Origin of the sequence: Polaromonas sp. DSP2-3-2b2 (assembly GCF_049895905.1) — a bacterium.
In the GTDB taxonomy this organism is placed as follows: Bacteria; Pseudomonadota; Gammaproteobacteria; order Burkholderiales; family Burkholderiaceae_C; genus Polaromonas.
The window spans coordinates 37,392-55,971 of record NZ_JAFCTH010000007.1 but is presented as its reverse complement, the minus strand read 5'-3'; the positions used below and the strand labels follow the sequence as shown (position 1 = coordinate 55,971).

The following is an 18,580-nucleotide window of genomic DNA, read 5'->3' as shown; positions in this document are numbered from 1 at the left end:
GCGCCTCGGCGCGGCAGGTTTCAAAAACGCGGCAGATCGGGGTGCGAGATCTTGCCGCCGCGTACCAGCATTTTTCCGTATTCGGCGCAGCGGTTCAGCGTCGGGATCACCTTGCCCGGATTGAGCAGGCCCTTGGCGTCGAAAGCACGCTTGACGCCGAACATCTGCTCGTTCTCCTCGGCTGAAAACTGCACGCACATCGAGTTGAGCTTTTCCACGCCCACGCCGTGCTCGCCGGTGACGGTGCCGCCCATGGCCACGCTGGTTTCCAGGATGTCGGCGCCAAACAACTCGCAGCGGTGCAGCTGGTCAGCGTCATTGGCATCGAACATGATCAAGGGGTGCAGGTTGCCGTCGCCCGCATGAAACACGTTGGCGCAGCGCAGGCCGTACTTGATCTCCATGTCGGCAATCGCCAGCAAAATGTCGGCCAGGCGCTTGCGCGGAATGGTCGAGTCCATGCACATGTAGTCGGGACTGATGCGGCCCGACGCCGGAAAGGCGTTCTTGCGCCCGCTCCAGAAGCGCAGCCGCTCGGCTTCGTTCTGGCTCACGGCAATCGCCGTGGCGCCATAGCGTTCCAGCACCGCGCTCATGCGGCCGATTTCTTCCTCGACTTCTTCCGGCGTGCCGTCGCTCTCGCACAGCAAAATCGCCGCCGCGCTCAGGTCGTAGCCGGCATGCACGAAGTCCTCGACCGCCGCCGTCATCGGCTTGTCCATCATCTCCAGCCCGGCCGGAATGATGCCCGCCGCAATCACGCCCGCCACCGCATCGCCGGCCTTGCGCAGGTCGTCGAAGCTGGCCATGATGCAGCGCGCCAGCTGTGGCTTGGGAATCAGCTTGACGGTGACTTCGGTGGTCACGGCCAGCATGCCTTCGCTGCCGATCAGGATGGCCAGCAGATCGTAGCCGGGGGCATCGAGCGCGTCGCTGCCGAACTCGACCTCGTCGCCTTCAATGGTAAAGCCCTTGATCTTCAGCACGTTGTGCACCGTGAGGCCGTATTTCAGGCAATGCACGCCGCCCGAGTTCTCGGCCACGTTGCCACCGATGGTGCAGGCAATCTGGCTCGACGGGTCGGGCGCGTAGTACAGGCCATGCGGCGCGGCGGCCTCGGAAATTGCCAGGTTGCGCACGCCACCCTGCACCAGCGCCGTGCGGCTGGTGGCATCGACCTTCAAAATCTTGTTGAACTTGGCCAGCGACAGCGTCACGCCCAGCTTGTGCGGCATGGCGCCGCCCGACAACCCGGTGCCGGCGCCGCGTGCCACCACCGGCACATCGAGCGCATGGCAGGTCTTGAGCACCGCCTGCACCTCGGCATAGGTTTCGGGCAGCGCCACGACCAGCGGCCGCTCGCGGTAGGCAGTCAGCCCGTCGCATTCATAAGGCGTGGTGTCCTCGGCGTTCCACAGCAGCGCATGGCCCGGCAGTACCGCCTGAAGGGCGCGCACCACCTGCGACTGGCGTTCGGCGCGTTCAAGCAAAGAGATTTGTTGCGATGAATCGGGTGCGTTCATGAAGGGCTTCCGTCAGTAAAAGCCGACTTTAGTCCAACCCTCTTGCGTCAAGGTGAAGAAATTTAAATTAATGCGTGAAATGCAGCGGTCTGGCCTGCGCTTCAGGTTGTGCAAGATGCCATGGCGCCGTCAAGCTGTATGGTTTTGGGATGAGGTGGCGGGAATTTACAAAAAGGTGAATCTGTTATGGCGAGTCACTGTTGAAGAGGGTACATTTCATGCTCCATCAGGGCGCATTCCGAAGCCATCCTGTGCTAACGTTTGTTCAGTCAAAGTTGGTTCATTATTGGCCTTGGAAAATTCGCGCAATACCAGCGGTGAAAATTCTCATCCTCGCTTGGGATGTCTTGCAACCTGAACTGCGCTACCGGCTAGCCGTGACCCATGGCAGTTAGCTCATAGCAGGAAACTCCATGAATGCACGCTTGAACATCTTTCGCATCCCGCTTCTTGCCGTCACTATTGCAGCGCTTGCTGCTTGCGGGGGCGGCAGCGATTCAGTTTCATCAGTAGTGACTCCAACGCCAGCCGCAGTGCCTTCCCCGGGGGGAACCAAGACTGCAACGCTTCCCGCCGGCGCATCTCCGGACGTGGCGGCAAAAAACTGCCCGCTGCTCAGCGCACCCACCCTTACTCCCCCTGTCATCACAGGCGCTGACATGCAGGCTGTGAGCGACATTTTGCTGGCCGTCGATCCTACGCACAGCTACCCGGAGTTTGCAAGGCTGCCTGCGACCTTCATGTGGTGGGTGCGATCCAACAACAACGCTGTGGACATGCTGTCCTTAGGCGCTGCGGTACATGAAACCAATCACAAGATCGACTCCGCCTTGCGCAACCTCTGCAACACTGACGGCTTGGCGCGCTTTTTTGCCGATGGTCAGGTCTATGTCACCGATATCAGCCGCAACGACATCCTGGCCAATTACTCCATTGCAGGCGAAGCGTATCCGGCTGCCTTGAAGTCCAGCCGCAGCCTGCGCTATGACCTTTACATCACCGCTGCGGCCTCATCAAGCGGCAACGATCTGGCTATTTTGCTGGACGAGCTGAATGCATACACGGGCGCAGCCAATCTGGAAGTCAAGCTGTTTTCAAGCGCGGCCTACGGCTTCCTTGCGACCCGCGCCGACGCCGATGTGGGCGGCATGTCTGACTTCATGCTTTTCCTGCAGGCCTATCTGAAGGCGGCACGACTGAACTACCCGGCAACCTACAGCAAGCTTCAGGCACAGACCCGCACCAAGGCCTTTATCCAGCTTGCCTGGGCACGCGCCGAGACCGTTCTTGCCGCAGCCTATCCGTACTCAACCGCGGCAGCGGCAGGCAACCCCGCTCGGATTCCACTGGATGTCATTAAAGCCGTGTACTCGGCCGATTTCCTTCAGGAACTGGACTTACTTGGAATTTCATACAAAACACCGGCAGACTGGGCATCCACCTACCTAAGGTAAAACTGCTTGGCGCCAAGTTGGCTTGCAGCGCCGCAGAGCCAGTACGTTTGAGCAGAGGCCTGCGCACCAGGCAGCGCCTTATCGAGAAACTGTAAGCAACTGCCCGTTACAACAATCTAGCAACTTGTCGTAAACCTCAGGCATTACATTGATACAACCCAGCGTTGCTGCCAGTCGATCTGAAACCTTGCCTGATGCAAGCCGTTCAAGCCGGTTTTGCTGAGGCTTGAATAACCAGACGCGATGAATTGCAAATACGGAAGTCTGGATTTCCTTGAAAAGCATCACATCGCCGCCATAGCCAGGTTCTTTGGTGCGCACCTGCTCCAGTCTGAATTGACCGGTTGGGGTTTCAGCACCCACCAAGGCGGGATAACACTGGTTGAGAAAGCAAATTGTTGCAGTTGCCAGATCAACGAGAACCATGCGCTTTATTGTGTTTTCAACCTTGCGGCATTTACTCTTTTATTTTCTTGTGAATCTCTCTTGTCGGCTCCATTATGGGCGTCGGTGAGGCGATGGGGATTGAAGCGGCTGCGACTGTATTAACAGGCTTGAAGAAAAGATATTCACCACGGCCGAGCGCTGGCGTATTTTCATAACCCGCGCATAAATCGTTTTGACATTTCACCTCGATAACCCTGGGCCAGATGGTTGCCGCTGTTGGAAAACCCGGCATATATTGTGGCGCATGGTAGACACCATAATCGCCTACCGGTGTTGCAACGTCAGCAGTCATTAATTCATTTTGTATTCCGCTACCCATCAGGTTGCGTTGAATTTTGACCTCGCCAAATACAGTCCCGGTGCCAAATATGGCGAGAACGACAATGTATTTAAGCATTTTTATCTCCCCAGGTTTTCAATATTGCCTTGAGCAAGTTTGGCAGTAAAAACCGGGGGTTGCACAGTGCTGCTTGCCATTGGCACTGCTGTCGGGGAAACGGCCCCTTCTGCCGAAGCCTGGACACCAAAAGCAGTTTGTCTTTCTTCAGCGGTCATGGACTGCGGGCATTTGGTCCCGGTCATTTCAAGCGCGATTTTGGCCCGGGGGTTCATGCAATCGACAGCCAGTGAAGCCGCTTTCATGCCTTTGTTCCACAATTCGCGGCTGGTCTTGAGGTCTTTGCAATGCTCGTCTGTCCAAGTGGTGCCAAAACCAATGCCAAAGCCAGGAAGGTTGGCCGAGCCACTGCTCGATCCCATGCAGGTGTCGTTGCTGGTGGTGAGTGGCGGACCATTGACCGAGGGAACATTCTTGATGGTGTAAGTGCCGCCGTACTCGACCCGGCTTACGCTTTCCCCGCTCTGTATGACGCGCTGCGTGCTGTCGGTGCCGCCCGAGAGGTTAGTGGTGGTCTTGCTTTCGCCGCTCTGGATGATGCGCTGCGTGCTGTCGGTACCGCCCGTGAGGTTGGTTGTCACGGTTCCGGTCTGGTTGGAGTTCACTGTGCTGACGGACTTCTCAGGCGAGGTCATGATGACGTAGTTCTGCAGCCCCGAGACCGTCGACGACCCGCCGCTGCCGCCCGATCCACCGCCCCCGCCATATGCGGCGGAAGTGGCGCCGGCGCTGGAGCTTTGCGTCTGGTCCGAGCTACCGCCGGAGCCGCCGCCATACGAGTTTGAAGCCGATGAGGTTTGCGAATTCTGGTTTGAGTTTGCCGTCTGTGCATGGGCCTGAAAAGCAATAACAGCAGCGCAAACGATTAAAAGTTTTTTCATTTTGTTTTCCCTTGATATCCTGGAGAGATAAATCTCTCCAGGAGGATGCACATACGCTCAAAAAAAGGTGCTTTTACGCTGAATCAGGGACGCGTGATCGTGCCGCCAAACGAGCCGTTCTGGAACGCGCCAATATTGGTCACGGCGCCGACCGCTAGCGTGCCGTTGGCTGACGAGGTCTCGTTGTTGCCCAAAAACGGGTTGCTATTAAAGTTGACCGCAATAGCCGTCGCCGCACCTGTCGATGTACCCGTAGCATTGCTCGTTCCAGACGTTGGCGCTGCAATGTTGGCGGTCGCGGTGTTGTTGGCTCCTGCAGTCGTTCCGCCAAATGCAAAACCGGTGTTGGTAACACCTGCTGTGGATTGGGTTCCTACCTGCGAGAGGCTGCTAATATTTACATTGCCAACTGTTCCGCCATTGCCAAACGGAATACCAAAGAACGATCCTGCTGGCTTGATGGCATTGGCAGCCTGTGTTGACGATGCGGTGCCTACTTGCGAGGCACCTGCACTGGACGAGCCGGCGCCGATGCCCAGGGCGCTCGTTGTCGTGCTGCCGCCGGTTGAAGTAGCGCCTGTGGCCGAGGCTTGGTAATAGGGGCCCGTGACAACGCCAAAGAAAGTCGTTGGCGTGGTGGCAGCGCCGCTGGCGCTGGAGCTGTTATTTGCCTGCGCAGTAGCTGAATGGGTACTGAAGGAGTTGCCGTTGGCAACAGAATAACTTTGTACCCCTCCAGCTACTTGCGAGTTCACTGAAACCTGTGCAAATGCAGAGCCGCCAATGAGTGCGGTAACGGCTGCCGCAATCAGTTTTTTCTTGATAGACATATATTCTTTCTCTATTAATCACCCAGAAACTGCTGGATCACAGATCGCCCTTGCTAGAACAATTCAAAGTATTGATTACGAGTTTTTCTTTACTCTGGACTAGTTTCAAGCTTGCACTTAAAATTTCCAATCGCTATTTAGCGTTACCCTTCTTAGGTTGCCTTTTTGTTATGCAGTCATTGATTTTGTGATTTACCCTTTTGTGAAATCTTTTTTTTGGCCGACTTTATTTTTCTAAACAAAGTAGATAAAGCGTTGCAACTATCGTTACAAATAGTTTTTGTTACGGAAAATAATGTGAAATTTGTCACTTGGGTGCAGTAACTGTTGGAAGACGCATCCATCTGATGCGTTAAATGGCAGGCGCAACCTGGTGATCAGCCATGCCGTGCCTACTGGTCTGCCCGGCAGAACCGGTTCCTCGGTACGGCGGAAATGAGGCGTTCGATCAGGTTTTGATTGCAGCAAGCCTTGCATCTGCAAGGCCATGGCTCAGCTTTGCTCGACGTCGTACTTGGCTTGCTGGCGCGAGCGTGATCGTGCAGGGGTTGATTGCTGCCGCACCCCTGGCGGCCGCATGCCAGTGGCCGTGCTGCCAGTTGACCCGGCTAACGGCTCACTGCGCAGTTCGGCTGGCCGATGATTGCGCCAGCCTGCCAGCCTGCCAGCCGGGCGGCGCGCGCTTTTTCCCCCGATGAGCTCGCGGCCGGCAGGGATTCATGCCCACTGCCCAGTCCGCCGCAGTGCCAGAATAAGCTACCGATTCACGCAATGGACACCGTCATGGGAAACGCCGCACAAAAACCGTTTCTTACCGCCGTCGACTACCTGGCGTAGGAGCCAGCGCAGGCCGAGCGCCATGAATACATCGGCGGCGAACTGTTCGCCCTGGCTGGCGCCTAAGACCGGCATGTGACGGTGTCCATTAACCTGGCTTTTGCCCTGCGCCAGCACCTCGGCGGCAGCCCGTGCCGCACCTACATGAGCGACATGCGGCTGCATGTCGCCTTGGCCAATAGCTCTTTTATCCCGATGTGCTGGTCACCTGCAGCGCGCTCGACCTGGCCAGCCCGATGGTCAAGACCGAGTCTAAATTGATCGCCGAAGTGCTCTCGCCCGGCACCGCCGCTTATGACCGGGGTCTGAAATTCAGCCACTACCGCCGCATTGCCAGCCTGGCGAAATACGTGGTGATCGACCTCGACACGCGCAGCACCGACTGTTATCGCAAGGGCGCCGACGGGCTGTGGGTGCTGCACCCGTTCGCGCGCGGCGAGACGGTGTCGCTGGCCAGTGTGGCGCTGGAGTTGAGCGCGGCGCAGTTGTTCGCGGAGGTGCCGGAAACCTGATTGCTACTTTATTAATAGCTGCCTGCGCTCGTGCAGCAAGCGCCAGAGGCTTGTTTGATGCTCAAACCAGGCTTTTGCGCAGCCAGTCGGCAAACGCCGCGCATTCCCAGCGGTCCATGGTGCCGGTGCGCCAGCACAGGTAGTGCGCATGCGGGCTGGGCACCTTGCGGCTGAAGACTTCGTTGGTGTCCAGCCGCACCAGCGAGCCGTTTTCCAGCCACGGCGCGCCCAGCTTGAGGCGCACCAGGGCAATGCCCATGCCGGCAGCGGCGCAGTCGCACATCAGGCCGATGTCGTTGAACTGCGAACCATCGACCGGCTCGGGCCAGTCGAGGTTGTTGGCCGCGAACCAGGTGCGCCACGGCTCCAGCGGCGAGCGCAGCAGGTTTTCGCCGAGCAGATCTTCGGCGGCTTCAAAAGGCCCGTGCTCGCGCAAAAACGTTGGCGAGGCCAGCGGCGTGACCTCGTCATTGATCAGGCAGACATGCTCCAGGTCGGCATAACGACCGGTGCCAAAACGCACGATGAGGTCGGAATCCTCGGCCACCACGTCCAGCAGCGGAATGGACACCTGGAGCGTCAGGTCGATCTCGGGATAGGCTTCGATGAACTGGCGCAGGCGCGGAATCAGGATGGAGCGCGCGAAGGTCGGCGTGACCGCCAGCCGCAGCTTGCGCTTGCCCGGCGTGGCGCTCTGGCCGGCCGTGCCGGGAAACTTCTGCAGCGTGGCCAGTCCTTCGCGCACATGCGCCAGGTATTCGCTGCCCTCGGTGGTCAGTGAAAAATCGGCCCGGCCGAACAACTTGGTGCCGATGATCTGCTCCAGCTGCTTGACGCGGTGGCTGACCGCGCTGGGCGTGACGCAAAGCTCCTCGGCCGATTGCGTCACGCTGCGCAGCCGCGCCAGCGCCTCGAAGGTCAGCAGACACTGGATGGGCGGAATGCGCCTGGGAGTAGCCATGTCTGTCATGGGGCGCTGAATGCCGTGCGCGGCGACGTCGACGTTTCTTTGCAAGCAGGGGCCGCGGGCCTGGCTTTGCCGGACCGCAGGCGCAGCGGCCCCCCTGGGGGGCAAGGAGCTACACGCAGTGAGCGACTGTGGGGGTTCATTAATTATTTAAAAATCACGGTTTTATGGCCATTGAGCACCACCCGGTGCTCGCTGTGCCATTTGACGGCTCTGGCCAGCACCTGGCTTTCGGTGTCGCGGCCCATCGCGGTCAGGTCTTCCACCGTCTTGCTGTGGTCTGCCCGTGCCACGTCCTGCTCGATGATGGGGCCTTCGTCCAGGTCGGCGGTCACGTAATGGGCGGTGGCGCCAATCAGTTTTACGCCTCGGTCGTGCGCCTGGTAATAGGGTTTTGCCCCCTTGAAACTGGGCAGGAAAGAATGGTGGATGTTGATCGCCCGGCCGGCGAGCTGCTTGCACAGGTCGTTCGACAGGATCTGCATGTAGCGCGCCAGCACCACCAGCTCGGCGCCTTCGGATTCGATGATCTCCAGCTGCTTTGCCTCGACCTGCGCCTTGGTAGCGGCGGTGACCGGCAAATGGTGAAACGGGATGTTATAGCTGGCCGCCAGCTGGTAAAACTCGCGGTGGTTGGAGATGATGGCGCGCACATCGAGGTGCAGCAGGCCGGACTTCCAGCGAAACAGCAGGTCGTTCAGGCAGTGGCCTTCCTTGCTGACCAGGATCACCGTTGGCATGGGCAGCGCGGTGTCGTGCAGTTTCCAGTCCATCTGAAAGGGCTCGGCAAAGGTTTTCAGCCGGCTGGAGAGTTCGCTCGGCGTCAGCTGGTCGCAGGCAAACTGCACGCGCATGAAGAACAGGCCGGTGCCGCGGTCGTTGTACTGCGCCGCTTCCTCGATATTGCCGCCATGCTCGAACAAAAAGCCCGATACGGCATGCACAATGCCCCGGCGGTCAGGGCATGAAAGGGTCAGGATATAAGCGTGATTCATAAGGGGTGAATTGTCGCAGGTGCTGCCCGGTGGCCGGGCCTGTGGCGGGTTTTGCCCGGCATCCGGCCGCCAGGGGTGCCAGAATGGAGTAACACCTTGCGCTTGCCCTTTGCACGACCCCCAACCTCCCAACCTCTTGACTCACCCAGGAAACCGACATGGCCTACCAGAGCTTCAACATGGACCACCAGTGGCTACCGTTCACGCCCAACCGCAGCTTCATCAAGGACCCGCGCATCTTCGTGGCGGCCGACGGCATGCATTTCACGACGCATGACGGCCGCCAGGTGCTCGACGGCATTTCCAGCCTGTGGTGCGTGGCCGCCGGGCACAACCGCAGGCCGATCAACGAAGCCATCAAGAAGCAGCTCGATACGCTGGACTACGCCACCGCCTTCCAGGCCAGCAACGACCAGGCCTTCAAGGCGGCCGAAATGATCGCCGACATGGCGCCGGGCGACCTGAACAAGGTGCTGTTCTGCAATTCTGGTTCGGAAGCAGCCGACACCTCGCTGAAAGTGGCGCTGGCCTACCACCGGGCGCGTGGCGAAGGCCATCGCAATGTGTTCATCGGCCGGGAGCGCGGCTACCACGGCGTGGGCTTTGGCGGCATGAGCGTGGGCGGCATTCCGGCCAACCGCAAGGTGTATGGCGCGGCCCTGCTGCCGCGCGTTGACCATATGCGCTTCATCCATGACCCGGTCAGCCATGCCTACATCAACGGCGTCGAGCCCGAATGGACCGAAGACCTGCTGCTGGAACTGGAAAACCGCATCCTGCCGCTGCATGACCCGAGCAACGTGGCCGCCGTGATCGTCGAGCCGGTGGCGGGCAGCGCCGGCTGGTATTTGCCGCCAAAGGGCTACCTCAAGCGGCTGCGCGAGATTTGCGACAAGCACGGCATTCTCTTGATTTTCGACGAGGTGATCACCGGCTTTGGCCGCCTGGGCGTCAACTTCGGCGCCGACTACTACGGCGTCGTGCCCGACATGCTGAACTTTGCCAAGTGCGTGACCAACGGCGTGATTCCGCTGGGCGGCGTGATCTGTTCGGACCGCATCTACGACGCGATGATGCATGCCAACGCCAACAGCCCCGAATACGCGGTGGAATTCTTCCACGGCTACACCTATTCGGGCCACCCGGTGGCCTGCGCGGCGGCCATGGCCACGCTGGAGCTGTTCAAGCAGGAAAACCTGTTTGCGCGCGCCGGCGAAATGGGCAAGGTGCTGGGCGACGCGCTGCACAGCGGCCTGAAGGGCCTGCCCAACGTGATCGGCATCCGCGCCCTGGGGCTGGCCGGCGCGGTGGAACTGGCGCCGGTGGCCGGCGCGCCGGGCAAGCGCGCCTACGACATCTTCATGGAATGCTTCCACCACGGCGTCTTGGTGCGGCCCGCCGCCGAGAACATCGTCGTCTGCCCGCCTTACATCGTCGAGAAAGAGCACATCGACCGCATCGTCAATGTGGTGGGGGACGCGATCCGCAAGCACGCCTGAATGCTTGGCGGGCAGCGGCCTATTTCGCGGTGGAAGGCAGCTGCGCCTTGAGCCCGGCGCAATAGTCGGTATCGGGCAGGGCCGGTGTGGCCCAGACGCTGTCAAACGACGCTGCCTGGTCGGTGTCGGAAGCATCGCCAGCGCGCAGGTGGAGGGCCTTGGCCGTCAGGTCGGCGCGCAGGTGCTGCGGCACGCCCAGGCGGCGGTCCACATGGCCGTTGCCGGCCAGCAGCACCACGGTTTTACCGGGCAGGAGCAACTGGTGGACGGTGTCGGCCATGGTGATGTCCTTGGCGATCTGGATGCGCGTCATCGGCTGAATCTGGCTTTCGGGCAGCAGGTTGCAGTGGCCGATGCGGATGCCCTGCTGCTGCGCCTTCAGGGCTGGTCCGGGCAACCGGGCATCAAGCTTGCTGTCGTTCATACTGGCCGGCATCTGCTCGCGCGGCAGGTTGGCGCCCAGCACCGGCACCCCGGCGCGCACGGCGGTCATCACCACCGGGCCGTAGTCGGCCCAGGGCCAGCCCTTGTCGTCCCACTTGAGCGCCCGGCGCGTCTGTTCTTCTGTGGCGCTGGGTTTAAGCTGGGCGGTGCTGACGCCGACTTCGGCCATTTCCAGCGCCACCCCAGCCAGCAAGCCCTGCACCGCCAGGCTGGAGACCAGCTGCTGCTCGATTTGATGGTGCTCTGCCGCGTTGTGCTGTTCGCCGATCAGCAGCACATCGGCAGGCAGCAGGGCATTGAGCCGCATGGCGGCTTGTGCGGCAGCACTGCTACCGGTTTTTTCGAGAATGGGCATTTCAGGACGGCCGGCACAGCCGCCCGTGAGCATCAATGCTGCAGCCGCAACCCAAAAGGCAAGACCGCGAGGCAAAAGGAAGCAGGGTGTTTGGCGCATCGCTGGATACTAATGCCTTCTGCCGACTTTCTTCATGAGCTCTGGCTCGGCCCTGCTGCTCGCCGGGATTGGCGATGGCGGGCCAGCAGCAATCAGCCGGTGCTTACTGGCGGAATTTGGAGTCGCGCGTGATGATGGAAATGTCGACAAACTCCAGCCCTTTGTGATTGCTGCGGTCATAGCTGGCGCGCAGGCCGTTGATGTTGAGCGTCGCGCCTTCCAGCGCCGCGACAAAGCCTTCGCGCGAAGGCTTGGGGCCAGCCAGCTGCAGCGCGGCCACCAGCGCTTTGGCCGTCACGTAGCCCTCAAGACTGCCGTAGGAGAAATCCTGGCCCGGCTTGAATCGCGCAAATGCGACCTGGTACTCGCGCGTGATCGCGGATTTGCGCTCCCAGGGGTTGGGCATGACCTGCGTAAAAACCATGCCGTGCGACAGTTCGCCCAGATGCTTGACCAGTTGCGCCGAGCCTGAATTCACCGCGTAAAAGGCCGGGCGTGTTGTCTTGGCGCTGGCCTGGCGAATAAGTTTCTCGTAGGTGGCAATGCCGCCGTGGTTGAACACCATTTGCGCGCCGCTTTGGGCAAGCTGGCCGGCCATGGTTTCAAGCTGCGCATCCGTGACGTCGGACTTGAACGGCAGGTCGGCCACCAGTTCCATGCCCAGCTGCTGGCAAATCAGCTTCACATTGGCAAGGTGCTGCTCGCCCGTTGCCGAGTCCGACCGGAGAAAGGCGACCTTGCGCATGCCCAGGGACTTGGCGTGTGACATCAGCGCAGAAAACTCCTCGCGGTGCTCCGCGCGAACCGGAAATACGAACTGCTGGTAGGGCCGGCGCAGGGTGGGCGAGCCCGCCATGGGGCCGAAGAATGGCACCTTGAGTTCGTTGGCCGCCTTCATCACGGCAACCGACGGTCCGCCTTCGATGGAGCCGAACAGCGCGAAAACCTTGTCTTTCTCGACCAGTTGACGAGCGTTGCTTTCAGCCTTCGCACTTTTGTTCTCGTCGTCCAGCGTTTTCAGCACGATCTGGCGGCCGTTCACGCCGCCGCGTGCGTTGGCGGTTTTCAGGTAGGTCTGCACGCCGGCCAGCACGGCTGTTCCGTAGTCGTTTTTGCCATCTTCCAGGGTGATGCTCTGACCTATCAACAGTTGCTTGGCGGTCACGCCATCGACAGCCTGGGCGGCTGTCCCAGCCAATAAAGTGGCCGATGCGATGAGGCCGGTAATCAGTTTTTTCATGGGGTTGATTTTGGTAAGTGGCGATGCATTATTGAGTGCAGCTTTGCCAGTCAAATCCGGCAAGTTTGCACGGATTTTTGAAACAGCATGTTATTTCAAACTTACAAAACACCCGCCATTTAGGGTCAAAAACCAGATGCGAACCGGTATTTCCCCCCAACAAAATCACGAAAACTGGCCGTTTTTATTTCCTGGGCCGATGGAACAATTAACTATTTTTAGTTTCAATGAAGCGAAACCGGCGTGTTGGCCAGGCCGCTGTAGCCTTCGAGCGTGTCCTCGACCTCTTCCTGGGTAGGTGTATCCTTTTCCCAGCCGCTCAGGCGCAGCTGGAACATTTCTGCCCAGGAGCCGTCAAGGTAAACCTGCTTGCCCGAGCGCTTGTCCACGATTTCATAGCCATGCCGGGCCAGTTGGGGAACGGCCGGCCGGGGTGCCGAGTCTTCGGGTGCGTTCGCGTGAATCTGCACCACCACAAATGATTCCGAGTCGTAAAGCAGTTGCATGGAAATATCCTTTCTTTGCAGATGGCCATGATCGCCCCGACTTCAAGGGGCGTGGGTGGGCAAGGCCTCACGGACTCTTCAGGCCGCTCAGTTGCTGATCGACAAAATCGCCGTTTGCCTGGGTGATTTTGCTGCGCACCGGCAGATAGCCAAGTGCCGGAGCAAACCAGATCTCGACCTTCTGGTCGTATTCGCGCCGGGGCTGGCGCGACAGCTTGACGGTCGCCGTTTCGCCGAAAGGCAGGGCGAGCAGTTCCGGGCCTTCGACCACAAAGGTCCAGTTGTCCGCGCCGCGCGGTCCGACGGTGAGCGTTGAAATGCTTGAGCCCGCCGGAAAATCGGTTGGCTTGCCCGCCAGCATGCCGCCAAGCTGCAAAAACACGCTGACCCGGTCCTGCGCGCCCTGCACCCACGGCACCGCAGGCGTGTTCGCGCTGAAGCTGATCTGGCCCCTGTCGGGCTCGAAATGGGCCGCCAGCTCGGCGCGCGACTTGTCGGAAAAGCGCGTGGGCGCCAGTCCTTCGGTGCCGACCTGGCCGGTGCTGCTCATGGTGCGCGAGCCGATGAACAGCGCCTTGACAGTCATGCTCGCCTGGTAGCTGCCGCCGGCGTTTTGCCAGAGCAGTTCGCCTTTGGCGTGGTAGGTCAGGCCCTTGGCGCTGCCTGTCATGTGGTAGTCCAGCCGGGCGCTGGCCGGAAGCGCCATGGCCGTGACCGGCGTCTGGGGCGCCGGCGCCGGTGGCGAAGGCGCTGCCGCGTCGCTGGCGGGAGGCGCCGGAGCGGTCGCCGTGGCGCTGCTGGCGGGCAATGCGGGTGCGGTTTCGGCCTCCGGCAAGGCCGTTGATGGCGCGGCGGCATCCGGTTCTGCGGGGTTAGGTGCTTCATCGGCGCTGCCAGGCGGCAGGTCAGGAGGTGCTATTGAATCAATAGCTGGCGGTGCAGGCGGGTCTTGCGCAACAGGCACTTTTTGCTTAAAAACAGGTTTTCTGGAAGGCTTGGCGAACGGTTGGGGCGGGGTTGACGCGGGAGGCGTGGCTTCGGCCTGTGGCGGGCTGGCAGCCACCGGCGGTGCCCGAACAATGCTGCGGGTTTGCAGCACCGCCACGCTTTGCGACGGCGGCTCCTGCACCGGGCCGAAGCGGGCCGGCCGGGTTTGCAGCAGCAGTGCATGCACGGCCAAGACCCCCGCCGCCAGCAGGCCCAGGGTGCGCCAGGGCGGCGCAGCGCCGCGCGGCACAATCTGGCTTGTTGCCGGGGCGTCGGAAGTCAAGCTGTCAGGACGCATCGCCCGGCCATTCATTTATTCTGGAATTTCATGAAACTCGCTACCTACAAGGACGCCTCGCGCGACGGCCAGCTGGTCGTGGTGTCGCGCGACCTGTCAACCGCCCATTATGCGACCGGCATTGCCAGCAAGCTTCAGCAGGTGCTGGACGACTGGCGCTTCATGGCGCCGCAGCTGCGCGACCTTTATGAACTGCTCAACAACGGCAAGGCGCGCCATGCCTTTCCGTTTGATCCGGCGCACTGCATGGCGCCGCTGCCGCGCGCCTACCAGTGGGTCAGCGGCCCGGCCTACGCCAGCCATGTCGAGCGCCTGGGCAAGATGCCTGGGGCCACGCTGCCTGCGGGCCTGTATGCCGAGCCGCTGCTACGCCAGGGCGGCAGCGACTGCTTCATCGGCCCGCGTGACGACGTGGTGCTGGCCCGCGAAGCTTTTGGCATCGACTATGAAGCGCAGCTGGCCGTCATCACCGGCGATGTGGCTATGGGCGCAAGCCCAGAACAGGCGCTGGACAGCATTCGCCTGCTGATGCTGGCCAGCGACGTCTGCCTGCGCAGCCTGGACGGCACCGCTCAAGCGCAAAGCCTGGGCGTGCTGCAGGGCCGGCCGATGACCGCCTTTGGCCCGGTGGCCGTCACGCCAGACGAAGCCGGCGATGCCTGGCGCCAGGGGCGGCTCGGCCTGAGCCTGAAAACCACCTGGAACGGCCGCAAGGTCGGCTTGTGCGACGCCGGCGCCGGCATGACCTTTCACTTCGGCCAGCTGGTGTCGTGCCTAGGCAGGACGCGGCCGGTGAGCGCCGGCAGCATCGTCGGATCAGGCCCGGTCAGCCACCCGGACTGGAGCCATGGCTACAGCTGCATCGCCGAAAAGCGCGCGGTCGAGACGGCGGACACCGGCAAGCCCAAGACCCGTTTCATGCAATTCGGCGACACGCTGCGCATCGAGGTCAAGGCCAGGAACGGCCAGTCGCTGTTCGGCGCGATCGAGCAGGAAATCACGCCGCCAGCCTGAAGCCCGGCGCGCGCATCAAACCGCGTAAAGCGTGTCCAGCGAGCGAAAGCCCTTGATCTCGACCGGATTGCCGCAGGGATCGCAAAAAAACATCGTCCACTGCTCGCCCGGCAGGCCTTCAAAGCGCACCTGCGGCGCCAGCACGAACGCCGTCTGTGCCGCCTGCAGGCGCGCGGCCAGCGCCTGCCAGTCGGGCAAGGCCAGCACCACGCCGAAGTGCGGCATGGGAACCAGGTGCTCGCCGACATGGCCGGTGCGTTCGGTTTTGAAGGGTTCCCCCAAGTGCAACGACAACTGGTGGCCGAAAAAATCAAAATCGACCCAGGTGGCGGTACTGCGGCCCTCAGCGCAGCCCAGCACACCGCCATAAAAACGGCGCGCCTCGTCCAGGTCGCTGACGTTGAAGGCAAGGTGGAACAGGCTTTTCATGGCCCGAGCTTAGCAGTCCAGCCTTGAAAAAAACCGGTTGACGCGTTGCCACCACGTTGCACAATCAGACCGTGTGCCGGGTTTTTTTCATGCCCCTTGCGCCCACAGGGCCACCGGAGCCCAACACCACCAACACAACACAGCAACCACTGCCAGGAGACACTTCAATGAGCAATCCAAACATCCCGTCTTTTCCCGACTTTGGCAAATTGGTGCCAGGTTTTGACTTTCTGCAAAACCTGGCCAAACAGGCCGCCGGCAGCGCGACGCACGCCGTACCGCAGCTGCCCAACCTCGGAAACTGGATTGCGCCCACGCTCAATGTCGAGGAACTGGAAAAGCGCGTGCAGGAACTCAAGGCGGTGCAGTTCTGGCTCGACCAGAACGCTGCGGCGCTCAAGGCCACCATCCAGGCGCTGGAGGTGCAGAAAATGACATTGAACACCCTCAAGGGCATGAACTTCAACATGGGCGACGTGGCCAATGCCTTCAAGCTCAAGGTCAGCGACAGCTTGAGCGGTGGCATGCAGCACGCGGCCGACAAGGCCAAGGGCTTTGCCGGGCTTGAGATTCCCCCTTCGGCCTATCAGGCTAACAAGGACAAAGCCGACACCGGCCCGAACGCCGGTGAAAAATCCTCAGGTTCCCGGACCGGCGCTGGTGAAGCGCCCGCCCCGGCGACCGGCCTTGCAGACCCGATGCAGTGGTGGGGCGCGCTGACCCAGCAGTTCCAGACCATTGCCACCGAGGCGATGAAGGAAGTGGCCAAGACCACCGCCATGGATGCGAGCAAGAACATCGCCGCCGGCATGGCCAAGGACGCGGTCAAGACCGCCACCGACATGGCCAAGAACATGGCCGAAACCGCCACCAAGACCATGGCCGGCGGCACCCGCGCCGCCATGAACAGCGCCCTGGGCAGCACCTGGCCCAAGGCTGGCGCCGCCGCCAAGGACACGGCAGCGGCAATACCCAAAAAGACTGCCGCGAAAACCGGCGCCGCCAAAACGGCGGCCAGGAAGTCGCCCGCAGTCAAATCGGCGCCCAAGGCCGCAACCAAGACCGCAGCGCGCAAGACAACGCGCTGAAGCATTTCGGACCGGGGCTGGTTCAGGGCTGCGGGCCTGATTCCTCCAGGCCTCCAGCCCGGCCCGCAAGCCGGCATCAGGCAGGGTTGCGGCTGATGTGCGACATTGCAGCCTTGATTCCACCTTTAACGGCTTTCGCACTTTATGAAACTTTTCCCCTACGGCCACGCCACCCATCCGCAATGGGAAATGGCCGCCGCCCTGGTTCTGGCGCAGCTGCGCGGCTACATGGCCTTGCCGGCCTACGCCGCCTCGCCGACGCTGGCGCTGCTCTACATCACCGACCACTATGCGCTCCAGGCGCAGGAAATCCTCGACCACCTGAGCGCCGAACTTTCCTTCATCACCGACTGGAGCGGCACGGTCGGCGTCGGCATCGCATCGAACAACGTCGAGTATTTTGACGAGCCGGCCATGGCGGTAATGCTGTGCGAACTGCCGCACGACCATTACCGCGTGTTTTCCGGCGTGTCGCCGCTGCCGCCGGCGCATGCCGGCGTTTTCACCGCGCACACCGCGCTGGTGCATGCCGATGCGGCCACGCCCGACGTGGCCGAGCTGATTGCCGAGATGGCCGATCGCACCGAAAGCGGCTATGTGTTCGGCGGCCTGGCATCAAGCCGGAGCCGGACGGTGCAGTTCGCGCTCAGCGGCCACGGCAACCTCAAGGGGCAGGGCGCGGCCTGCGGCGTGTTCAGCGGCGGCCTGAGCGGCGTGGCCTTTGCGCGCGATGCGTCGGGCGGCATGGGCCTGATGTCGCGCGTCACGCAGGGCTGCCGCCCGGTGTCTGCTACCTACGAAATCACTGCCTGCGATGCCAACGTGGTCATCGAACTCGATGGCCGGCCGGCGCTGGAGGTGCTGCTGGCCGACCTGGGCGTGTCGCTGGAGCAGCCGCGCGAGGCGCTGGCCAAGGTCCGCACCACGCTGGTCGGCCTGAGCCATGACGCGGACCTGCCGAACGATGTGGCCCGGCAGCGCTCAGGCCAGTTTGGCGCCGAGGTCATGGTGCGCCACCTGATCGGGCTCGACCCGACGCGCCAAGGCATCGCGATTGCCGATGTGGTGAGCGTTGGCATGAAGCTGGCTTTTTGCGAACGCAATGCCGAGGCCGCGCGCGCCGACCTGGTGCGCATCTGCGCAGAAATCCGTGAAGAACTGGAGCCCGAAGAGCAGACGCTGGAAGTGGCAACCGCGCTGAACCTGCCCGAGGCGCAATCGGCCCCGCACCCGGCCCGGCGCATTGCCGGCGCCATTTACGTCAGCTGTTCCGGGCGCGGCGGGCCGCATTTCGGCGCGCCCAGCGCCGAGCTGCAGATTGTGCGCCGCGCCCTGGGCGATGTGCCACTGGTCGGCTTCTTTGCCGGCGGCGAAATTGCCCGCAACCACCTGTATGGCTATACCGGCGTGTTGACGGTGTTCACGGCAGCCGACTGAGCCTTCAGCGTCGCAAGGCCGCAAATGCCTTGAACTACTTCCCGCTGCGCATCGGTGCTCATGAGCATCGACCATCAACACTTGGCGATTGAGATGGAGCCACTGCACTGAAAAAAGCGGCTTGCGGGCTTGGGCTGAAGGCGTAGTTTGGGCATTCCAGTTCATGACCGCGAGGAGCTTCATGCCATCGACCTGTTCGCCCATCGCGTTTCGCCGCCGGCCTTCCTGATTCCTGCGGTGCCGCCGTGTCACACGGGCATGCTGAAAATCAGGGCAGAATCCGGAGGCGGCGCAGGCGCACGCCTTGTTACATGCGCCCTGAAAGTCCACCACAAGAGGAG

Annotated in this window: 20 protein-coding genes; 6 read left to right on the top strand and 14 right to left on the bottom strand. The window is 61.5% G+C overall.

The genetic code is table 11. From position 1 onward, the window contains the following. Positions 1-20: 20 nt before the first annotated feature. A complete protein-coding gene (locus ACP7AD_RS08135; protein WP_426147247.1) occupies positions 21-1,523 on the bottom strand; it encodes an FAD-linked oxidase C-terminal domain-containing protein in 1,503 nt (500 codons plus the stop codon). A 413-nt stretch (positions 1,524-1,936) separates the two neighbouring features. On the opposite strand from ACP7AD_RS08135, the gene ACP7AD_RS08130 reads away from it, so the two are divergent. Continuing rightward, positions 1,937-2,977, top strand: a complete 1,041-nt coding sequence (locus ACP7AD_RS08130; protein ID WP_426147248.1) for a hypothetical protein — start codon at positions 1,937-1,939, stop codon at positions 2,975-2,977. Positions 2,978-3,055: 78 nt separating this feature from the next. Here ACP7AD_RS08130 and ACP7AD_RS08125 read toward each other — a convergent pair whose 3' ends face one another. The 6 genes from ACP7AD_RS08125 to ACP7AD_RS08100 form a co-directional block, all read right to left on the bottom strand. Next, positions 3,056-3,403, bottom strand: coding sequence for a hypothetical protein (locus ACP7AD_RS08125; RefSeq protein ID WP_426147249.1), 348 nt, complete (start codon positions 3,401-3,403; stop codon positions 3,056-3,058). Between the two features lie 31 nt (positions 3,404-3,434). Further along, positions 3,435-3,821: a hypothetical protein gene (locus tag ACP7AD_RS08120; RefSeq protein ID WP_426147251.1), complete on the bottom strand. Its 387-nt coding sequence runs from the start codon at positions 3,819-3,821 to the stop codon at positions 3,435-3,437. Between the two features lie 2 nt (positions 3,822-3,823). Next, a complete protein-coding gene (locus tag ACP7AD_RS08115) occupies positions 3,824-4,702 on the bottom strand; it encodes a hypothetical protein (protein ID WP_426147253.1) in 879 nt (292 codons plus the stop codon). 83 nt (positions 4,703-4,785) lie between these two features. Further along, positions 4,786-5,532, bottom strand: a complete 747-nt coding sequence (locus ACP7AD_RS08110; RefSeq protein ID WP_426147255.1) for a hypothetical protein — start codon at positions 5,530-5,532, stop codon at positions 4,786-4,788. Between the two features lie 267 nt (positions 5,533-5,799). After that, on the bottom strand, positions 5,800-6,021 hold the full coding sequence (locus tag ACP7AD_RS08105; RefSeq protein WP_426147257.1) for a hypothetical protein: 222 nt from the start codon (positions 6,019-6,021) through the stop codon (positions 5,800-5,802). 267 nt (positions 6,022-6,288) lie between these two features. Continuing rightward, positions 6,289-6,534 (bottom strand): hypothetical protein, encoded by a 246-nt coding sequence (locus tag ACP7AD_RS08100; RefSeq protein ID WP_426147259.1) that lies wholly within the window; start codon positions 6,532-6,534, stop codon positions 6,289-6,291. Between the two features lie 32 nt (positions 6,535-6,566). On the opposite strand from ACP7AD_RS08100, the gene ACP7AD_RS08095 reads away from it, so the two are divergent. Next, positions 6,567-6,881, top strand: coding sequence for a Uma2 family endonuclease (locus tag ACP7AD_RS08095; RefSeq protein ID WP_426147260.1), 315 nt, complete (start codon positions 6,567-6,569; stop codon positions 6,879-6,881). A 61-nt stretch (positions 6,882-6,942) separates the two neighbouring features. Here the strand turns inward: ACP7AD_RS08095 and ACP7AD_RS08090 are convergent, their stop codons facing one another. Further along, entirely contained in the window at positions 6,943-7,842 is a 900-nt protein-coding gene (locus ACP7AD_RS08090) for a LysR substrate-binding domain-containing protein (protein ID WP_426147305.1), read from the bottom strand. 152 nt (positions 7,843-7,994) lie between these two features. Next, positions 7,995-8,843, bottom strand: coding sequence for a formyltetrahydrofolate deformylase (gene purU, locus ACP7AD_RS08085; protein ID WP_426147261.1), 849 nt, complete (start codon positions 8,841-8,843; stop codon positions 7,995-7,997). Positions 8,844-9,001: 158 nt separating this feature from the next. On the opposite strand from purU, the gene ACP7AD_RS08080 reads away from it, so the two are divergent. Beyond that, on the top strand, positions 9,002-10,342 hold the full coding sequence (locus ACP7AD_RS08080) for an aminotransferase class III-fold pyridoxal phosphate-dependent enzyme (RefSeq protein WP_426147263.1): 1,341 nt from the start codon (positions 9,002-9,004) through the stop codon (positions 10,340-10,342). Between the two features lie 19 nt (positions 10,343-10,361). Here the strand turns inward: ACP7AD_RS08080 and ACP7AD_RS08075 are convergent, their stop codons facing one another. The 4 genes from ACP7AD_RS08075 to ACP7AD_RS08060 all read right to left on the bottom strand — a co-directional run bounded on the left by ACP7AD_RS08075 (position 10,362) and on the right by ACP7AD_RS08060 (position 14,271). Then, a complete protein-coding gene (locus tag ACP7AD_RS08075; protein WP_426147265.1) occupies positions 10,362-11,141 on the bottom strand; it encodes a ChaN family lipoprotein in 780 nt (259 codons plus the stop codon). Between the two features lie 202 nt (positions 11,142-11,343). Further along, the gene (locus ACP7AD_RS08070; protein ID WP_426147266.1) at positions 11,344-12,480 is read right to left on the bottom strand and encodes an ABC transporter substrate-binding protein; all 1,137 of its coding nucleotides are present in this window, start codon (positions 12,478-12,480) and stop codon (positions 11,344-11,346) included. 224 nt (positions 12,481-12,704) lie between these two features. Then, a complete protein-coding gene (locus ACP7AD_RS08065; protein WP_426147268.1) occupies positions 12,705-12,986 on the bottom strand; it encodes a BTH_I0359 family protein in 282 nt (93 codons plus the stop codon). A 67-nt stretch (positions 12,987-13,053) separates the two neighbouring features. Then, positions 13,054-14,271 carry a DUF3108 domain-containing protein gene (locus ACP7AD_RS08060; protein ID WP_426147270.1) on the bottom strand — a complete coding sequence of 406 codons (1,218 nt, stop codon included), beginning with the start codon at positions 14,269-14,271 and terminating at the stop codon, positions 13,054-13,056. Between the two features lie 30 nt (positions 14,272-14,301). Between ACP7AD_RS08060 and ACP7AD_RS08055 the strand changes: the two genes are divergently transcribed. Further along, complete coding sequence (locus tag ACP7AD_RS08055) at positions 14,302-15,285, top strand: fumarylacetoacetate hydrolase family protein (protein WP_426147271.1); 984 nt, start codon at positions 14,302-14,304, stop codon at positions 15,283-15,285. 15 nt (positions 15,286-15,300) lie between these two features. Here ACP7AD_RS08055 and ACP7AD_RS08050 read toward each other — a convergent pair whose 3' ends face one another. Next, positions 15,301-15,714, bottom strand: coding sequence for a VOC family protein (locus ACP7AD_RS08050; RefSeq protein WP_426147272.1), 414 nt, complete (start codon positions 15,712-15,714; stop codon positions 15,301-15,303). Positions 15,715-15,881: 167 nt separating this feature from the next. On the opposite strand from ACP7AD_RS08050, the gene ACP7AD_RS08045 reads away from it, so the two are divergent. Continuing rightward, complete coding sequence (locus tag ACP7AD_RS08045; protein ID WP_426147273.1) at positions 15,882-16,802, top strand: PhaM family polyhydroxyalkanoate granule multifunctional regulatory protein; 921 nt, start codon at positions 15,882-15,884, stop codon at positions 16,800-16,802. Positions 16,803-16,946: 144 nt separating this feature from the next. Next, complete coding sequence (locus ACP7AD_RS08040; protein ID WP_426147275.1) at positions 16,947-18,239, top strand: FIST signal transduction protein; 1,293 nt, start codon at positions 16,947-16,949, stop codon at positions 18,237-18,239. Positions 18,240-18,580 lie beyond the last annotated feature (341 nt).